The sequence below is a fragment of the Vibrio sp. 10N.247.311.12 genome, assembly GCF_041467515.1.
In the GTDB taxonomy this organism is placed as follows: Bacteria; Pseudomonadota; Gammaproteobacteria; order Enterobacterales; family Vibrionaceae; genus Vibrio; species Vibrio crassostreae_C.
This window is the reverse complement of record NZ_JBFSUV010000035.1, coordinates 22498-40888: the sequence shown is the minus strand read 5'-3', so window position 1 is coordinate 40888 and position 18391 is coordinate 22498. Positions and strand designations below refer to the sequence as shown.

The 18391-nt window shown below is 44.5% G+C and carries 15 protein-coding genes; 10 read left to right on the top strand and 5 right to left on the bottom strand.

Annotated elements, in window-relative coordinates; genetic code table 11:
- Nucleotides 1-300: 300 nt before the first annotated feature.
- From AB6E30_RS15575 to AB6E30_RS15550, 6 genes are all read left to right on the top strand, one after another.
- Entirely contained in the window at nt 301-1311 is a 1011-nt protein-coding gene (locus tag AB6E30_RS15575) for a putative 2-aminoethylphosphonate ABC transporter substrate-binding protein (RefSeq protein WP_372104276.1), read from the top strand.
- A 136-nt stretch (nt 1312-1447) separates the two neighbouring features.
- Nucleotides 1448-2869: an FAD-dependent oxidoreductase gene (locus AB6E30_RS15570; protein WP_372104274.1), complete on the top strand. Its 1422-nt coding sequence runs from the start codon at nt 1448-1450 to the stop codon at nt 2867-2869.
- Nucleotides 2870-3096: 227 nt separating this feature from the next.
- A complete protein-coding gene (locus AB6E30_RS15565; protein WP_372104271.1) occupies nt 3097-4206 on the top strand; it encodes a putative 2-aminoethylphosphonate ABC transporter ATP-binding protein in 1110 nt (369 codons plus the stop codon).
- 21 nt (nt 4207-4227) lie between these two features.
- Entirely contained in the window at nt 4228-5937 is a 1710-nt protein-coding gene (locus AB6E30_RS15560; protein WP_372104268.1) for a putative 2-aminoethylphosphonate ABC transporter permease subunit, read from the top strand.
- A gap of 67 nt (nt 5938-6004) precedes the next feature.
- Entirely contained in the window at nt 6005-6709 is a 705-nt protein-coding gene (gene phnR / locus AB6E30_RS15555; RefSeq protein ID WP_029235340.1) for a phosphonate utilization transcriptional regulator PhnR, read from the top strand.
- 136 nt (nt 6710-6845) lie between these two features.
- Nucleotides 6846-7748, top strand: a complete 903-nt coding sequence (locus AB6E30_RS15550) for a multidrug transporter (RefSeq protein ID WP_136982424.1) — start codon at nt 6846-6848, stop codon at nt 7746-7748.
- A 133-nt stretch (nt 7749-7881) separates the two neighbouring features.
- Here the strand turns inward: AB6E30_RS15550 and AB6E30_RS15545 are convergent, their stop codons facing one another.
- From AB6E30_RS15545 to AB6E30_RS15535, 3 genes are all read right to left on the bottom strand, one after another.
- Nucleotides 7882-8664: a siderophore-interacting protein gene (locus AB6E30_RS15545; protein ID WP_136982425.1), complete on the bottom strand. Its 783-nt coding sequence runs from the start codon at nt 8662-8664 to the stop codon at nt 7882-7884.
- 200 nt (nt 8665-8864) lie between these two features.
- Nucleotides 8865-10343: a peptide MFS transporter gene (locus AB6E30_RS15540; RefSeq protein ID WP_080582209.1), complete on the bottom strand. Its 1479-nt coding sequence runs from the start codon at nt 10341-10343 to the stop codon at nt 8865-8867.
- A 415-nt stretch (nt 10344-10758) separates the two neighbouring features.
- On the bottom strand, nt 10759-12129 hold the full coding sequence (locus AB6E30_RS15535) for an L-serine ammonia-lyase (RefSeq protein ID WP_017068616.1): 1371 nt from the start codon (nt 12127-12129) through the stop codon (nt 10759-10761).
- A 356-nt stretch (nt 12130-12485) separates the two neighbouring features.
- Here AB6E30_RS15535 and AB6E30_RS15530 point away from each other — a divergent pair, with 356 nt between their 5' ends.
- The gene (locus AB6E30_RS15530; protein ID WP_017064809.1) at nt 12486-13364 is read left to right on the top strand and encodes a YdcF family protein; all 879 of its coding nucleotides are present in this window, start codon (nt 12486-12488) and stop codon (nt 13362-13364) included.
- 4 nt (nt 13365-13368) lie between these two features.
- Here the strand turns inward: AB6E30_RS15530 and AB6E30_RS15525 are convergent, their stop codons facing one another.
- Together AB6E30_RS15525 and AB6E30_RS15520 are read right to left on the bottom strand one after the other, a co-directional pair.
- Nucleotides 13369-13491, bottom strand: a complete 123-nt coding sequence (locus AB6E30_RS15525; RefSeq protein ID WP_017059520.1) for a hypothetical protein — start codon at nt 13489-13491, stop codon at nt 13369-13371.
- Nucleotides 13492-13530: 39 nt separating this feature from the next.
- Nucleotides 13531-13791 carry a DUF333 domain-containing protein gene (locus AB6E30_RS15520; RefSeq protein ID WP_017059521.1) on the bottom strand — a complete coding sequence of 87 codons (261 nt, stop codon included), beginning with the start codon at nt 13789-13791 and terminating at the stop codon, nt 13531-13533.
- A 302-nt stretch (nt 13792-14093) separates the two neighbouring features.
- On the opposite strand from AB6E30_RS15520, the gene AB6E30_RS15515 reads away from it, so the two are divergent.
- From AB6E30_RS15515 to AB6E30_RS15505, 3 genes are all read left to right on the top strand, one after another.
- A complete protein-coding gene (locus tag AB6E30_RS15515; protein ID WP_017059522.1) occupies nt 14094-14612 on the top strand; it encodes an NUDIX hydrolase in 519 nt (172 codons plus the stop codon).
- Nucleotides 14613-14840: 228 nt separating this feature from the next.
- Entirely contained in the window at nt 14841-16604 is a 1764-nt protein-coding gene (locus AB6E30_RS15510) for an ABC transporter ATP-binding protein (protein ID WP_372104266.1), read from the top strand.
- Nucleotides 16598-18382: an ABC transporter ATP-binding protein gene (locus tag AB6E30_RS15505; protein WP_372104264.1), complete on the top strand. Its 1785-nt coding sequence runs from the start codon at nt 16598-16600 to the stop codon at nt 18380-18382. Before AB6E30_RS15510 ends, AB6E30_RS15505 begins: the two co-directional genes overlap by 7 nt.
- The last annotated feature ends 9 nt before the right edge of the window (nt 18383-18391 follow it).

Below are 18391 nucleotides of genomic sequence, written 5' to 3'. Positions count from 1 at the left end.
AACGGTCGTAAATAGCCCAAACATCATTTTCACAAAAGCTTCATATTAAAAATGGTCACTTGTCTTGAGAAAGTTTTCGATCTTTAAATTGCCATTTTTCGTTCATTTAATCGTCACAAAAGCCAGTTAGCTTAATAATCGAAATCTGGTACATACCAGTGTGAGGGTGTGTGCCAATAACTGGAATGAATTTTTGAATATAGGTGCCTCTCGATAGGGCTTCTAGCTTTAACAACTTTAACTTTGGCAATTTTTAATTTTGGCAACTTCTCACTCTAGAGTTGGGCCTGACTGGAGAAAATGATGAAAAACCGTTTTATGAAAGGATCACTTGCAGCATTAGTCACACTATTAGCTGGTAACGCTTATGCGGCACAGGAAGTGACGGTTTATACCGCTTTTGAAACTGACATCTTAGCGAAGTACAAAAATGCTTTTGAAAGCGAAAACCCAGACATCAACATCAAATGGGTTCGTGATTCAACAGGAATCATGACGGCAAAATTATTGGCTGAGAAAAACAACCCTCGTGCAGAAGTGGTGTGGGGCCTTGCGGGTTCTTCAATGGCTCTACTTAAGGAGGAGGGCATTCTTAAGCCTTACACTCCTCAAGGTGTAGAAGCGCTGCGCTCAAACCTCAACGATCCGCAATCTACTCAAGCTTGGTATGGCAACGATGCATTCTTCAATGCGGTTTGTTTCAACGAAGCGGTAGCGAAACAACTTAACCTACCAGCACCTAAATCTTGGGATGACCTAACCAAGCCTATCTACAAAGGCCACATTGCGATGCCAAACCCAGCGTCTTCTGGTACGGGTTATATGCAAGTGTCTGCTTGGCTACAAAACATGGGTGAAGACCAAGGTTGGAACTACATGCAGAAGCTAGACCAAAACATCGCTCACTACACGCACTCTGGTTCTAAGCCATGTGTTCAAGCGGGTATGGGTGAAGTCGCTATCGGTATTTCTATGGCGAGCCGTGGCGCTAAGCTGAAAACTCAAGGCGCGCCACTTTCAGTGATTACGCCTGAAGGTATCGGCTGGGAATCTGAAGCGGTAGGTCTTGTTAAGCCGTCTGATGCTGCGCAACGCGTGGTTGATTGGTCTATCTCTAAAGCAGCAAACGAGCTTTACATCGAAATGTACCCAGTTGTTGGTCACCAAGATGTGACAGGCAAAGCAGAGAACTTCCCTAATGTAGAAAAGAACATGGCAAAAATGGACTTTGCACGTATGGGCAGCGAGCGTGCAGACGTATTGAAAACATGGTCTGAGAAGTTTGACGCTAAATCAGAGCCAAAATCTTAATCTATCGAGCTACTCAGTTAATTAACTATTTAGCTATTTAACTGTTTAGTTCATTAGAAGTTAGAAATCAGTAAAGGAAGGCTTCGGTCTTCCTTTTTTAGTTTTACGCCTTTAGGTTTTAAGTAAGGTACAACAAATGACAAAGCACTACTCATATTGGTTCAAGCAAGCGTTGGAACAAGAGTTTGGCAACATCCATGCGGGGCTAGATTCGGCTAAGCCGCTCCAAAAAGACGTCAACTGTGATATCGCCATTGTTGGCGGTGGCTATACGGGTTTATGGACGGCGATTTTAATCAAACAACAGCAACCAGAAAAGCATGTTGTCGTGATTGAAAAAGGCCTATGTGGTAGCGGTGCTTCTAGTGCGAACGGCGGTTGCATGCTGACGTGGTCAACTAAGTATCCGACGCTGAAAAAGCTCTATGGAAAAGAACAAGCGAAATGGTTGGTTAAGGAGTCGGAAAAGGTTATATACGAGATCGAAGCCTTCTGTAACGAACACAAGATTGACGCGCATCTATATCGAAGCGGTACTTACTACACGGCGACTAATGAAGCCCAAAAGGGTGGAATGGAGCCTGTTGTTAATGAGCTGGTTAAGCAGGGTATCAATAGCTGGAAGAAGTGCGACAATTCTTTGGCTGATAAAGCGGGATCTGAACGCCATATTGAGGGTTACTACTCAGAAGCTGCGGGTAGTGTGCAGCCAGCGTTATTGGCTAGAGGTTTGCGCCGAGTCGCGCTCGAACTGGGTGTCGAAATTCACGAAAACACAGAGATGACATCACTCGATTATGGCTCTCCCGCTCGAATTCAAACCAAAGGCGGTTCCGTATTTGCGGATAAAGTGATTTTGGCACTCAATGCGTGGATGCTCGATCACTTTAAAGAGTTCAAACGCAGCATAGTGGTTGTCTCTTCCGATATGGTGGTGACCAAGCCTATTCCTGAAAAGCTCAAGCAGTTTGGTCCAGAGAAAGGGGCAGCGGTGGTAGATTCGCGTATCTTTGTCCACTATTACCGAGATACCCAGGACGGACGACTCATGTTGGGCAAAGGCGGTAATAAGTTCTCGTTTGCCAATCAAGTTGAAAGCATGTTTAACCAAACGACCAACTACTTGCCGATTCTCAATCAATCGTTTCAAAAACTGTTCCCTAAATTGGAACAAAGTGAATTCGATTACAATTGGTCTGGCGGCTCAGACCGTTCGGTCACCGGATTGCCATTTTTCGGTAACCTAAAAGGCCAAAGCAACATCTATTATGGGCTTGGTTATTCAGGCAATGGCGTTGCTCAAACCCGTATGGGCGGAAAAATTTTGTCTTCAATGGTGTTAGGAGATGATAGCGAATGGACACGTAGTGGCTTAACTAGCGGTCCACGAGGCTATTTCCCACCAGAGCCATTTCGTTGGGTTGGAGCAATGATGGTTAGAGATGCAGTTCGAAGAAAAGAGAACGCGGAAGATTCTGGTAACACGCCATTGTGGCTGGATAAACAGTTATCCAAACTCGCAGGTGCGGCGGGCAAAGCCGACAAGGTTGAATCATAGATTAATCTAGCGTTTAAGTTAGAAGTTTACATTGAGGCTCTCAGTGATTTATGGGTAAGTCACTGAGGGCTTTCAACGTTGAACTAACTTTTAATGCTGAACAAATAGCAATCTTTAATGCTTATTATATCTGCAATATAACTGTCATTTAGCTTCTATAAATTTGTCACTCAACTGCAATATTCTCAGTTTAAATTTGGTATATACCATGTAGAGAGTGCTGTAGTATGAGCAACCAAACTTATTTGAATATTGAAAACGTTGTAAAGCAATTTGGCCAATTTACAGCGTTAAAAGACATCTCCCTAGCGATAGATAAAGGCGAGTTCGTCTGCTTCCTTGGCCCATCTGGCTGTGGAAAAACCACCTTATTACGTGCGATTGCAGGCCTAGACTTACCAACGTCAGGTTCTATTGAGCAGAACGGTAATGATACGACCTTCTTGCCACCAGAAAAGCGCGACTTTGGCATCGTGTTCCAATCTTACGCTTTGTTTCCAAATCTCACTGTGGAAGAAAACATTGCGATTGGTCTGAAAAACCAAGGCATGTCGACCAAAGAAGCCCTTGAGACGGTTGAGTCTTGGTTAGAGACCATTGGCTTACCAACGTCTGGTCAGAAATTTCTAAATCAGCTATCTGGTGGACAGCAGCAGCGTGTTGCTCTGGCTCGCGCATTAGCCTTGTCTCCAGGCTTGTTGCTACTCGATGAACCGCTTTCTGCGTTGGATGCGAAGGTAAGAACACACCTACGTGATGAGATCTGCCAACTGCAACGCAAATTGGGTATCACCACTATTATGGTGACGCACGACCAAGATGAAGCGTTAACGATGGCAGACCGTATTGTCGTGATGAATCATGGTGTTATCGAGCAGGTCGGTGCTCCTCAAGAGATCTACCAAAAACCTGTCAGTCGTTTTGTGGCTGAGTTTGTTGGTAGCATGAACTTTATTCAAGCTTCTGTTGCGGCTCAAGGCAAGATGCGTATTGCTGAGTCAATGCTGCCGTTACCTGGCTTAGATAATCTCACGCCAAATCTGGGTGATGTTTTTGATATTGCCGTTCGTCCAGAGCAAATCCAGTTTGTTGATCGTTTTAGTGAATCCTTGCCAGTGAGAATCGTATCAAGCGAATTCTTAGGGGCGTTTTATCGTGTTGAGTGTCAATTGCAACATGACTCAACGGCGAAAGAGATCATCGTTGATGTACCCGTCAAAGAGTTCAACCGATTGAAGCTGCGTCGCAGTGATATTCGTTACGTGGCGTTTGATCAAGAAGGCCTTAGAGCTTACTCATCGAAAAGCCTGCAAGTGATGAAAGACGAGGCGGCGTAATCAATCATGGAATCGACTCAAATGATGCAATCTAAGCTGCTAATTCAACGACGAGTACAACCTTTTCTGGCTCGGTTAAGCAAAGACAACGTAATTCTATTTGGGCTGTTGGCCTTTTTGTCTGTGGTCATGACGTTGTTTATCCTGATGCCACTGTGGGCAATGTTGAAAAAGAGTGTTCAGAACGCAGACGGTGAATTTGTAGGTTTACAGAATTTCGCTACGTATTTTGCGTCTCAAAGCCTGTGGCAGTCGGTAGGCAATACCTTCACGCTTGGATTGCTAGTGACCGTAATCGTGGGTGTATTGGCGTTTGGTTATGCCTATGCGCTAACTCGTTCATGCATGCCTTTTAAGGGGCTTTTTCAAGTACTGGGTTCTGCGCCTATTCTTGCTCCGTCACTGCTTCCTGCAATCAGTCTTATCTTCCTATTTGGTAACCAGGGTATCGCTAAAGAAGTCTTAGGTGGCAACTCGGTTTATGGCTTGATTGGTATCTCACTGGGCTTGATATTTTGGACGTTTCCACACGCCTTGATGATTCTGACCACCTCATTAAGAACCTCTGACGCTCGCCTTTATGAGGCAGCACGTGCACTCAATACTTCATCGTTAAAAACTTTCTTTATGGTGACGTTACCTGCGGCAAAATACGGCTTGATCAGTACCCTGATCGTTGTGTTTACGCTGGTGGTTTGTGACTTTGGTGTGCCAAAGGTGATAGGTGGTAGCTACAACGTGTTATCGACTGACATCTTTAAGCAGGTGGTTGGTCAACAGAACTTCTCTATGGGTGCAGTAACCAGTATCTTGCTGCTATTACCTGCGTTGCTTGCGTTTACCGTTGACCGCTGGGTTCAAAAGAAACAAAAGAGCTTGTTTGATACTCGTTCTGTCGCGTACCAACCTGAACCTAGTTCACTACGTGATGGCTTATGTTTCCTTTATTGCACCATCATCTCTGCTGCTGTGGTTATTGTGTTGGGCATGGCGATATACGGTTCGATGGTCACCTTCTGGCCTTGGAACAAAGCGCTGACGCTAAACAACTACAACTTCGCAGAAATGAGTACTTATGGTTGGGCGCCATTCTTCAACTCCTTAACGCTTGGTGCTTGGACTGCGGTTATTGGTACTGTTCTGATTTTCTTAGGTGCATACTGCATTGAGAAAGGTCGCGCCTTCGGTCCTGTTCGTCAAGCGATGCAAATGCTCAGCGTTGTTCCGATGGCCGTTCCGGGTATGGTGCTGGGTTTGGGTTATATCTTCTACTTCAATGATTTGAGTAACCCACTTAACTTCTTGTATGGCACGATGGCGTTCTTGGTGATTAATACCGTGGTTCACTACTACACGGTAGGGCACATGACGGCGTTAACGGCATTGAAACAACTGCCTTCCGAAATTGAAGCAACAGCGGCTTCGGTAAACTTACCGCAATACAAGCTGTTCTTTAAGGTGACGGTACCTGTTTGTCTGCCGGCGATTTTAGATATTGCGACATACCTGTTTATTAATGCACTTACCACGACATCTGCGGTAGTATTCTTGTATTCTACCAATACGATTCCAGCGTCAGTATCAGTACTGAATATGGACGATGCAGGTCAAACCGGTGCAGCAGCAGCGATGGCGGTGATGATCATGATATCTGCAGCGAGTGCGAAGTTGATTCATATGCTAATCAACAAGTTATTCGATAAGCGCACCCAAGCTTGGCGTAAACGCTAGCGAACCACTTATATTGCAGTTGGCCAAGGAGTGGCTGACGACAAGAACAAGAATGAAAGGAAATGAAGTGCAGTACGTAAAAATCAAAGATGTCATCGTAGAGCAGATAGAGTCGGGGATGTTAACACCACGACAGAAGCTGCCTGCGGAACGTAAGCTGGCTGAATCGTTTGATACGACTCGAGTTACCTTACGCGAAGCCTTGTCTTCACTTGAAGCGGAAGGGCGCATTTATCGAGAAGACCGACGTGGTTGGTTTATCTCTCCCGAGCCGCTTCGTTACGATCCAACACAAACGCTGAACTTCACCAATATGGCTCTATCGCAGAATCGACAGCCGAAAACTGAGTTGGTGGCGGCGAAAGGAATGTTAGCAACCAAGGAGGCGACTCGGCTTCTTGAGTTACAACCTTTCTCGGACGTTTATCGAGTAGACAGAGTTCGTTATCTTGAAGATAGGCCGGTTGTGTATGTGACCAACTACATTCGACCAGAGTTGTTCCCTAACTTGCTTGATTATGACTTGTCTAAATCGTTGACGGACATCTACCGCGAACACTTTGGTGTGGTGTATCAGAAGATCCGTTACCGAGTGAGCACAACGTCTTTACTTGGCGAGACAGCGCAAGCCCTGCGTGCGACTTCTGGCTCACCTGCAATGGTTGTTGAGCGTGTTAACTACAATCAAAACGGCGATCTGATTGACTGTGATATTGAGTATTGGCGTCATGACGCGATCAGTATTGAGTCAATCGCGCAGCTAGAGCGCTAGTCATACGTTAGAACGTTAGCATATCTGCAATTATGCAGGATTGCCCAATTGAAAAGTTCAAAGGTCTCTTATTCGGAGGCCTTTTTATCACCTGTTGTCAGCCGTTGTGCTAATTCATCTATAATTTAGGAATGAAATGGAATTCTCTGCCATCGTCATCGTGACTATTTCGGCTTTGCTTCACGCGGGTTGGAACGTTCTAGGTAAATCGAATCAAGGATCGGGCTCGTCTTTCTTCTTAGCCTCTGGCTTTGCCGCTGCTGCGATATTGACTCCCTATTTGATTTGGTTCATTTACAGTGTCGGCTTTGTGGATATCACGCTTTTATTTTGGAAGCTACTTCTTTTAAGTGGTATTTGCCAAATCATCTATTTAATCGGCTTAGGTGTAGCCTACAAGCAGGCCGATATTGGGGTGATTTACCCGATGGCACGAGCGCTGCCCGTGTTGATGGTGGGTTTAGGCACGGTGTTGATAGGCTATGAGCTGTCACCTAATCAATGGTTTGGCTTCACCTTGATTACCTTGGGTTGTTTGTTTGTACCACTTAAGAAGTTTTCAGATCTTAGGTTAAAAGCGTATCTCAACCTCGGTGTGCTGTGGGCATTAATCGCCGCCATTGGTACCACGGGCTACTCCATTATAGATAAAGAAGCGCTCCTGTTATTGGAGCCGTTAAGCACGCCTACCATTACTAATAAACACACGGCGATTTTCTACCTAGGCATTCAATTTTGGGCGATCGTGATTCCGCTGAGTATTTGGTTGTTGGTGTCCAATCAAAGAATCGAATTTACCAACGCATGGATACTACGTAAGAAAGCCACGCTTGCAGGCATTATGATGGCATCGACTTATGGTTTAGTGTTATTTGCGATGACCATGACAGAGAACGTCAGCCTGGTTGTGGCACTTAGGCAAGTCAGTATCATCTTCGGCGTAGTGATGGGGATCTACTTTTTAAAGGAAAAGTGGCACATGACTCGCGGTGTAGGCGTCGTTTTTATTATTGCTGGTTTAGTTATCTCACTGACTTAAAAGCTCGCCGGAACGATTGGATATTTGTGCAGAGGCATCTATATTAAGCTAAATCAAAAACGCCCTTAGCGATACAAACTTCGTCAAGGGCGTTTTCTCTTTATCTAGTAAGAAGCTGTAGGTAGTAAAAGACTTAACCCGCTAAATCTTGAGCATCTTGCTGTTTCAACACTTTGTGGCCATCTTCAGTGACACCACGTTTCCAGTAGCTGCTGATGTAGATGTTCTCTTTCGCGACTTCTTTTTCGTTGCGGAAGTATTGTCTTAGCTCACGCATGCTTTCAAATTCACACGCTGTCCATATTGAAACCTGACCTTCTAACCATTCTGTGTTGCGCACGGTTTGTGAAAGTGACTCTGAGGTTTCATCTTCAATCAACCAGGTTACTTTGATACCTTGAGGAGTCTCAAGTACCTGCTTATCTGCTGCTGAGTTGATCTGAATGATAGCGTGACCAGTTGCTGTTTCTGGGAGCGTTTTTACTTTTGCAGAAAGCGCAGGTAGGGACGTCATGTCTGCAACTAAGAAGAACCAGTCTGACTCTAGGTTAAGCCCCTGAATTAAACCAGGACCAGCCACTGAAATAGTGTCACCCACTTTCGCGTTCATTGCCCACCTTGCAGCAAAGCCACACTGCAAATCTTTAGTGATGTGACGAACGAAATCGACTTCAATCCACTGCTCTACAGGATTGTACTGACGAATGGTGTAGGTACGCATGGTTGGGCGCTCACCTTCGTTTAGCTTGCTTAAATCAGTCGTGCCAAGTGGCGAGAATAAAAGCTTGATGTAGCCGCCGGCACATTCTGTTGGGTATTTACTTAATCCCTCACCGCTAAGCGTTATGCGCTGCATGTTTGGAGTAATTGTTGAGGTTTGAGTAACGGTTAATGTGATAGGGCTAGGCTTGCTCATATAAGGCTCTCTTAGATTTGGATTTCCACATCATAATCCTGAACTAAAAAACACTCAATACTAATAGTTATCATTTACTTTGATTTACACATGTACTACCTAACTTATACGACAGATCCTATTGAGAAACGGATCCTACAAAAAAGAGCCCTTTAGAAAACTAAAGGGCTCTTAGGATTGGTTTGACTCAGCGAACAGAATTAGCTGTTTGCTTGCTCTAGTTCAATCGTTTCTTCAGCGGCTTTCGCAGCTTCTAGCATCTTACGAATAATGAACGATGCTGCCATTGCGATACCTACCATCACGACGGCAAGAACAGTCAGCATTTGGAAGTAATCACCGTAAACCGTTTGCACGATCTCTTGTGTGATCTCTTGACCTTTCTCTAGTGCAATAGACGTTGAGAATACCGCGCCAACAATGCCTGATAGTGCGATAGCAACAGAGAACAAGCTTACTGAGAAGTTTTCAATGTGCTTAGGTGCAACAGACAGGATGAAGGCTACAACCATTGAACCTACAATCACTTCACCGAATGCTAGGAAGAAGTGAATCGCTAGGAAGACTTCTGGGCGGATCAGAATATCGTCACCAACTGTCGTTACTGCCATCGTAAGGATACCGAAAGCGATAGCCGTAAGGATGAAAGAGAAACCGACTTTGGTTGCAGTTGAGAAGTTAATGTTTTTCTTTTCTAGGTTAGAGAAGATACCCGCGATGATAGGGCCAGCAACCATACACCATAGTGGGTTCATTGCCATTGAAGCTTCAGGTGCGACAGGGATGAAACCAAATAGATCGCCACGCATTGTGTTGATCGCTACCATTGTCATCGAAGTCATCATCTGACCGTAGTACACGAAGAAACATGTCGTCAGGAATGTGATGATTAAGATAGTCCCCATTTTTAGCATGTCTGATTTCTTCGATTTCATCATCAAAGAGACAAAGTAGATGATCGCTGCACCACCGATTGCGTACACGATGTTTTGGCCAATATCCATGTTAGAGAACATGAAGAATACCAAGCCGATCATTGCTGCAGAAAGACCAAGGAACGCTGCCCAGTTTTTAGTGCTTACTGGTTTTTGGTCGATTTCAGCACTTGCTTCAACAAGGCCTTTGCGAACAAAGATCATCATCAGAAGCGCAGCACCGGCTAGCACCGCTGAAAGAAGGAAACCACCGTGGAAACCAACAACAAGTACTAGCATTGGGAACAGGTATTGGCCTAACAGAGCACCAATATTGTTTACTGAGTAGTTGATTGGGTAGCAGTTCTCAAAATCTTCTTGAGTTTTGAACGTGCGTTTGTAAAGACTTGGGTAAGAAGGGGACATCAAACCACGTGCATAACTTGCTAACGCAATACCACATAATGCCATCGGAACATTGGTTGCTGCTGCACCAAGTACCAGTAGAACGTAACCACTTGCGAACCCTAGGAAGGCAATGGTTAAAGATCGGTAGGCGCCTAAAAACTTGTCGGCGATAAAGCCACCTGCGATAGCAAATAGCGGTCCGATTGCAGAGAAAGCACCAACAACCATCATGGTGTCGGCTTCATTGTAGTTCAGATCTTCAAGGAAGAAACGAGTCAAGATCACCATGACGCCATAGAACGAAAGTCCGAACATCATTTGGCAGAACATCATTGATTTGTTTAATCTATTCCACATTATTTTATTCTCACGTTTGTATTAATATGTAGTGTAATTGCCCGATTATAATATCATTAGTAGTAATACATAAACTTAAACATCTGTCCCAAGCAGAACTTTACTCGATATATCTTTTCTTATGAGTGCATTCATATTTCTCATGAATGAGATTTGCAACGTTAGATTTTGCAAGTGGATGCATGGCGGTATGAAATTTAGCCATCATCATTTGTGGCTAAGTAATGAACTAATAAAGGGAAAGTTAGAGGTAGTCATTCTGTAAGTTATTTTGAGTGAGTATCACTTTCAATTAGCTGTTGGGCTTTAGCCAATAAAAAAGCCAGCTTGGTGGCTGGCTTTGTTGAGATATTGAAAACTAAGTTTACAAGAATGCTGTCTCTATAGAGGCTTTCTCCACTCGTGTTCCTGTCTTTTATTCACAAGGTGGTGCCATGTGGATCACGGCTAGGCCGCCTAGAGAAGTTTCACGGTACTTCTTGTTCATGTCTTTACCTGTTTGGTACATGGTCTCGATAACCTTGTCTAACGAGATAAGACACTTGCTGGTACGTTTCAATGCCATGCGCGATGCATTGATGGCTTTCATTGCACCCATTGCGTTACGTTCGATACATGGCACCTGAACAAGTCCGCCGATCGGATCGCATGTCATGCCCAGTGAGTGTTCCATCGCGATCTCAGCGGCAATACAAATCTGTTCGTTGCTACCACCACGTAGGGCAGTTAGGCCTGCTGCGGCCATTGATGAAGAAACGCCGACTTCACCCTGACAACCTACCTCTGCGCCAGAAATCGAAGCGTTGGTTTTGTATAAGATGCCGATTGCGCCAGAGACTGCCAAGAAGTCTTTAAGCTGCTTAGTGTCTAGCTCTTTGATGAAGCGATGGTAGTACATTAATACCGCAGGAATAACCCCAGCCGCACCGTTGGTCGGTGATGTCACGACCTGACCGCCCGCTGCGTTTTCTTCACTTACAGCAAAGGCAAATAGGTTAATCCAATCCATGATCTCCATTGGATCGTTTTCAATCGAGGCATTTGCTTCCAGCTTTTTAAGCAGAGCAGGTGCTCGACGAGTGACTTCTAGGCCGCCATCAAGAATGCCTTCCGTGTCAAAGCCACGCTGCATACACAGAGACATCACCTTCCAAATTTGGTCGGCTTTCTGGTCAATCACATCCATACCTTGGAAAGACACTTCGTTACGCAGAATTAAGCCACCAAGGCTCAGTCCTTGTTGTTCGGATAGTTCAAGTAACTGATCAGCGGAAGAGAAAGGGAACTCAACTTGTGTTTCTGCTTCCTGTTTGCCGTTTTGTAGCTCATCAGCGGTTGCGATAAAGCCACCACCAATCGAGTAGTAGGTTTCCATATCCAGAAGGCTGCCGCTTTCGTCAAAGGCAGAGATAGTCATGCCATTTTCATGCAACGGAAGGTTAGTTTTGTGGAAGAGCAGATCGCTTTCTACATCGAAATAAATTTCATGGTTACCGCTAACCAATAGAGATTTATCTTCAATCGCCTTACGCATTGCTTGGTTAGCACTGGTGATTTTAATGGTGTCGGGGCGGTTACCTAGCAAACCTAACAAGGTCGCTCTGTCTGTGTGGTGACCAATACCCGTCAATGATAACGAGCCGTATAAGTCGATTTGAATACGCTTCACTTGCTTAAGCTGAGCATCAATTTTTTGGGTAAAGTTAAACCCAGCGATCATTGGTCCATTTGTGTGGGAGCTGGATGGTCCAACCCCAATTTTGTAGATATCAAAAATAGACAGCATAGTAACTTCCTGTGAAGACGGTTCGATGGACGAACTCTGTGTAAAATTTGTATTTGGTTAGTTGCACTTCTTTGAGTGAACCTGTTCTGTGGGTGAAACAGTTATGCGATAGAGCGTATTCATTGATTGAAAGGGCTCTTTTATCGACTAGTGCTAACAAGCATAGAGCGATGAAATACAAGAGCGTGCTATGTTTGCTGTAAAGCGACACGTTTATTCTTGTATTACCTAAGATGTCGCTATCAATAGTGAGCATTATTGCGAGCAACATATAAGAATTTCAAAATACTTTTGTTAACAAGTATTGTATACATAATTCACTCCATCTAATCCCCAAAACGAGACTTGAACATAAAATGAGCATTAATCACCTCCTTATTGTGCTGGGTAAGCGACTTAATGAGAATAAATTGACTGATGAAGGAATCAGTCGAGTTGATGCTTTGGTTGAGTATCTGGCGGAGCCTTTGGTAGAAGAGTCGAATCAGCAAACTGCGGTAGCATTTTGTGGTGGGCTAACAAAAGGGCAAACACTGTCTGAAGCCGACGCGATGCACCAGTACTTTAGAAAGCTTGAAAAGCAGCGTGAACATCCGTTTTCTTTAGGGGCGATTTTGCTCGAGCAGCACTCGACCAACACTGTCGAGAACATACAGAACTTGGCCTCAGAGATGATTGCAAGCGGGCTGTTTACTCGCGGGCAAAGTGTGCAAGTGACATTCGTTTCGAATGACTACCATTTACAACGTATATTCGAGATTCAATCGCTCATGGGCGAGCAAGGTTTGCTTAAAGTTCTCATCGAGAAGTGTTCCGCACTTGGGGTAGAGCAGCAAATAGATCGCAGGTTGGAGGCTCATGTTGCGGTGCCATACCCACATCAAAGTGCTCAGGGGCAATTGTTTCTGTTGATGGACGTACTGACGACCTACCGAGTTTATCTTGAAGGTGTTTGTGCGGGCGCATTTAAGCGAGATTTAGAGTTGGTTAGACGAGAGCCAGAAAGACTGTCTTTGGAAGCATTGATCACTGCCAAAGAGCTCGTTGGACGTTCATCTGACTTTGACATTGTGGAGAGTTTACTCCCAGCATTGGAGCGCTGTATCCAGCAGACTTCAGTGGGTACCGATGTAAAAAAAGTCAGGGAATACCTAGCTCTACTAGATACTAACCTGACTTTATTGAATCGTTATTTAGATCCGGAATCGGATCACACACATCGCTGGTGGCGATAGGTGATTATTTCTTTCTCGTGATGCCAATAACGGTCTTTAAACTCGCAAAGGCAATCAGACAGTAAGCTAGAAGCTCAGTGCCTTCTTCAGCGATGTTTTTAACCGCTCGAACGTAATCATCGCCCATAACATTGTGCCAGAAGGCTCATGTGTTTTTTTACAGTGATTAACTTTGGTTTTCTGAATCTTGCTCATGGTTATTGCGGTAGTACTCCCACTGTTCAATGCGCTCGCCGTCATCGAATACACAGTAAGTTGTACGCTGATTGTTTTCAGTAACCGTGTCTAATTCACCGTCCTGTTGAACACAATAAACCGCTGCTGGGTTAGCGACTGAAACACGTTGGCCCTCGCTATATTCTGCATAGTCGTTTGCACAACCGCCTAATACAACGGCACATACAGCCATCAAACCAATTTTCTTCATGTCTATCTCCTACGTGATAACTCTATAATCGAATGCGTTAAGTTCTACAGAACCAAATGAGAAGCTCTATGAAATTAGTATATTTTAGATTTCAGAAAAGGTTGTCCTAATTTGGTCAAGATATTGAAATAGGTTGATATTTCTTCATGTTTAACGACTTTTTGAGTGTTAGATCAAGCTAAGTGGATTCAAGTTACCGTAGGAATATCTCCGTCCGATCCGTTCTGGTTAGCGGTTGTGAACCTCGAATCTATTGATGATTATGATATGATGCCGCCAAATTCAGTAGAGCAGTCAGAATCATGAGACACCTAAAAACAACCATCCATCCTGATATCGACCATCTAGACAATAAAACGGTCTATAAGCGCAACGCTGCCCGTGCCATTGTGTTAGATGGTGAAGACATTCTGATGCTGTATACAGAGCGTTATCACGACTACACCATTCCTGGTGGTGGTTTGGATGAAGGGGAAGATGTGATCGCAGGTATGGTTCGTGAACTCGAAGAAGAGACTGGCGCGAAGAATATCCATAGCATCAAGCCGTTCGGCATTTTTGAAGAGTTTCGTCCTTGGTACAAAGATGATGCAGACATGATGCACATGATTTCTTACTGCTACTCATGCAAGATCGATCGTGAGCTTGGTGAAACGGCTTACGAAGATTATGAAGTGAAAAACGGGATGAAACCGGTGTGGATGAATATCCATGAAGCGATCGCTCATAACGAAAAGACCATGGCAGAGAGCCCTAAGAAGGGCATGAGTATTGAACGTGAAACCTTTTTGCTGCATTTGATTGCCAAAGAGATGCTTTAGCCGTTATCAATACTAGCCTGCTAAGCTATTTATTTGCCGCCACTTTTGGCGGCAAAATTGTTTCTAGCAATGCTAAAATTTAATAGCGGAAACTAATTATTGAATATGGTTGATATTGTCAACTAAGTGTTTTTGATGTATCTTTACCTCAGCGATGAACCTATCTAGCTTAACTGCCCGGTTATATCGTTAAATCTCGCTGTGAGCCTGCCCTAAACAAAGAATACTATGAATAAAAGACAGTTTATTGCCCATTATCTGCGCATGAATCGCACCTCGTACTTATTGGCGATTGTGTTCATCTTTCTCGTCAACTGGTTACAAGTAGAGATCCCTCGTTATATCCAATTGGCGATAGATTTGATTGATGATGCCTCTTCAACTGGCCACCAACAGCTTCAAACCTATGTTTGGATTGTGGTCGGGATGTCGGTTGCCATGGTGGTGGTGAGAATTCTGTCTCGTATCTATGCGCTTAATCCGGGGCGAATTACAGAGGCCGCACTTAAAAGTACACTTCTACAAAAGTTGAATCGCTTACCGAGCAGCTTTCACGAACGCTTTGCTTCGGGTCGACTGATCTCGATTATCAACAATGACCTTAGTGGCATTCGACTGCTGTTTGGTGTCGGCTTCTTGCAGTTCTTCAATGCCTTGCTTGCGTTGTCGTTGACGCCTCTTTACATGTGGCGCATATCGCCAGAACTCACACTGTATTCGATCATTCCTATCTCAATCGCTTTTGTGATTTTCCGTGTGGGCTTCAAGCGTATGAAAACGCTGCATTTAGAGCACATGAAGCGTCTACAAAACCTGTCTGCTCAACTAATGAGTTACCTGTCTGGGATTGACTTGATTAAGAGCCAGCAGATGTCACCTTGGGTGAAAGCCGAAACTGAAAAGCTGAACCAGTTATTGCTTGAATGCCGCCTTAAAATTACACGCATTCAAGTCTTCTTTATGCCGGTACTCGACTACGCCAATGACCTGATGAAAATCATCATTCTTGGGCTTGGTGGCTACATGTTAATGAGACAGGAACTCACACTTGGTGAGATTACCGCCTTTCTGACTTACTCGGTTTTGCTCGCTATGCCATTGATGCAACTTGGCAGAATCGCGACCATTTATCAGCGTGGCATGGTAGGTATTCAAAGTGCACAAACCATTCTTAATGCCAAAGTCCCGGAGCTTGATGAAGATAAGCTGACTGAACTAGATGTTGAATCACTGAAGGGAAAAACGTTTTCTGTTCGCAACCTCAGCTTCAGCTATTCAGGTGAAGAACGCGTGATTCTCGATGACATCAGCTTTGATATTCCAGCAGGTAAGAAAGTGGGTGTGTTAGGCGGGATCGGAGCGGGTAAAACGACATTAGTGAACTGCTTAAACCACCACTTGGATGTACCACAAGGTTCTGTTTTCCTTGGTGAAAGAGATGTCACTAGCTTCTCACGCAGTGACTTACGCCGTTACGTGAAAACCGTGACTCAGGACCCTTACCTGTTTTCAGCAACCGTCGAAGACAATATCCGCTTTGGTAGCCTAGATACCGATTTGGCAAAGAGTCAGGTTGATGAAGTGCTAGAGCTCAGCCAGTTGGCCAGTGATGTGACGCGTTTTGAACACGGCGATCAAACCTTAGTCGGTGAGAAAGGGATCATGTTGTCAGGTGGTCAGAAACAGCGCTTAAGTATTGCGCGTGCTTTATTACAACCCACCGATCTGATCATCATGGACAACGTTCTATCGGCTGTCGACTATGAAACAGAACGTAAGATCTTGGAAGGCTTGTTTAAGCGTTTAAAAAATCAATCGGTTCTTGTGGTTTCACACCGCGTTAATGCCCTTGAATATATGGATGAAGTCATCGTGTTGCATGAAGGTAAAGTGATCGCGAAGGGCGATCACGCCACGTTATTGAAAACCTGTGATTACTATTACGATACATGGCAACTACAGCAGAATGAAACGGAGGCAGCAGCATGTTAAAAGGTGTTGATCTCAAGTACCTCAAGCACTTTTTTAAGTTTGCTAAGAAATACAAAGGCTCTGCGATTCTGGGTATCGCTATGCTTCCTCTTTCTGTCATCACGAGTTTGTTGTTCCCTTGGCTGATCATTCAAGTGATCGATGTTCACCTGAGTCATGGGGATATGGATGGTCTGCTCGAATACGTCTTCTATCTCGTTGCCGTGCTGGTGGCGAGTTATGTGGTGGATACCACCTATTCGTACAACCTTCGTAAAACTGGGCAATACACGATAACTGACATGCGCTCAGTGTTGTTTGCTCGCGTGCTCAAACTGCCACGCAGCTATTTTGATAACACACCGATTGGCGTAACGCTTTCACGATTAACCAGTGACTTGGAAACCATCGGCGAGACGTTTGTTCAGTCGGTTGTAGGGCTAGTTAAAGACAGCATCAATACCATTGCTCTGTTGGTGATGATGTTCTTCATTGATTGGCAGTTAACGATGATTGTATTGATCATTATGCCGCCAGTGACGTATTTGACGGTGTATGTGAGAAACCGACTTCGTGCTCTCTATAAGGTGACTCGTTCTTCTCTCGCTCGCGGTATTGGCTTTTTACAAGAAGTCTTATTTGGCATGAAAACCGTTCAGATGTACCGAGCGGAAGAGCAAGTCGAGCAACGCTACCAAGGCTATACCGATGAGTTTTTAAGAGCGCAGAAGAAGATCAATAAATACGATGCGATTTTGTTCTCGTTTATCTCTGGCATCACCTCCATCACTATCGCGATTATGATCTGGTATGGCTCTGAGCAAGTGTTAGAAGGGGCGCTCACCTTGGGTGTGCTGATTGCGTTCATCAATACTTTAGAGAAAGTGTTTGTTCCGATCCGAGACTTTACTTCGCAGATCGCTTCGATTCAGAGTTCATTTGCAGCGTTTGACCATATTGAAGAACTGTTTGTTGAGCCGACTGAAGAGGAAGGGCGTAACCTGCTGCCATCTAACAAGGTTGAGAAACAGCTTGAACAGTTTGTGAGCCTAGAGTTTAAGAACGTAAGCTTCCGCTACAAAGACGACTCTCCCTACGTTCTAAAGAATGTCTCGTTTGTATTGGAGAAAGGGCATCAAATTGCCCTTGTGGGTTCGACGGGTTCGGGCAAGTCGACGATTCTGCGTCTGATCTCTAAAACCTACCAAGATTATGAAGGCAGCATTTTGTTGAATGGAATAGAGCTGTCACAGATCTCAAGTGAAGACTCTGCTCATTTGTTCTCAATGATGATGCAAGACGTGCACTTATTTGAAGAGACCATTCAATTCAATATCGCGCTGGGCAAAACGCATCTATCTAGAACTGAGGTTGAACAGGCGGCGCGCTATGTTTATGCCGATAAGTTTATTGAACAATTGCCACAAGGTTATGACTTCCACTTGGAAAAGAACGGCTCCAACTTGTCTGTAGGGCAAACGCAGCTTATCTCGTTCGCTAGAGCGGTTGCACAGGGTGGTCAATTGATGATGCTTGACGAGGCGACCAGTTCGGTAGATTCAATCACCGAAGACCTGATTCAAAAAGCAATGCAGCGCCTTTTCAAGGAAAAAACTGTGATTGCGATTGCACACCGTTTGAGTACCGTTCGTCACTCAGATACGATTTTGGTGTTGGAAAAGGGTGAAATTGTTGAGCAAGGTAATCATCAACAGCTGGTGGCACACAATGGTATTTATGCTGGCTTGTTACAAGAATCGATTGTAGAAACGGGCGATTCTCAAGTAACGGTTGCCTGATCACCTCAA

Coding starts and splice junctions, on each gene's coding strand:
- AB6E30_RS15575 (WP_372104276.1), top strand. CDS start 301: ATGATGAAAAACCGTTTTATGAAAGGATCACTTGCAGCATTAGTCACA.
- AB6E30_RS15570 (WP_372104274.1), top strand. CDS start 1,448: ATGACAAAGCACTACTCATATTGGTTCAAGCAAGCGTTGGAACAAGAG.
- AB6E30_RS15565 (WP_372104271.1), top strand. CDS start 3,097: ATGAGCAACCAAACTTATTTGAATATTGAAAACGTTGTAAAGCAATTT.
- AB6E30_RS15560 (WP_372104268.1), top strand. CDS start 4,228: ATGATGCAATCTAAGCTGCTAATTCAACGACGAGTACAACCTTTTCTG.
- AB6E30_RS15550 (WP_136982424.1), top strand. CDS start 6,846: ATGGAATTCTCTGCCATCGTCATCGTGACTATTTCGGCTTTGCTTCAC.
- AB6E30_RS15545 (WP_136982425.1), bottom strand. CDS start 8,664: ATGAGCAAGCCTAGCCCTATCACATTAACCGTTACTCAAACCTCAACA.
- AB6E30_RS15540 (WP_080582209.1), bottom strand. CDS start 10,343: ATGTGGAATAGATTAAACAAATCAATGATGTTCTGCCAAATGATGTTC.
- AB6E30_RS15535 (WP_017068616.1), bottom strand. CDS start 12,129: ATGCTGTCTATTTTTGATATCTACAAAATTGGGGTTGGACCATCCAGC.
- AB6E30_RS15530 (WP_017064809.1), top strand. CDS start 12,486: ATGAGCATTAATCACCTCCTTATTGTGCTGGGTAAGCGACTTAATGAG.
- AB6E30_RS15525 (WP_017059520.1), bottom strand. CDS start 13,491: ATGGGCGATGATTACGTTCGAGCGGTTAAAAACATCGCTGAAGAAGGC.
- AB6E30_RS15520 (WP_017059521.1), bottom strand. CDS start 13,791: ATGAAGAAAATTGGTTTGATGGCTGTATGTGCCGTTGTATTAGGCGGT.
- AB6E30_RS15515 (WP_017059522.1), top strand. CDS start 14,094: ATGAGACACCTAAAAACAACCATCCATCCTGATATCGACCATCTAGAC.
- AB6E30_RS15510 (WP_372104266.1), top strand. CDS start 14,841: ATGAATAAAAGACAGTTTATTGCCCATTATCTGCGCATGAATCGCACC.
- AB6E30_RS15505 (WP_372104264.1), top strand. CDS start 16,598: ATGTTAAAAGGTGTTGATCTCAAGTACCTCAAGCACTTTTTTAAGTTT.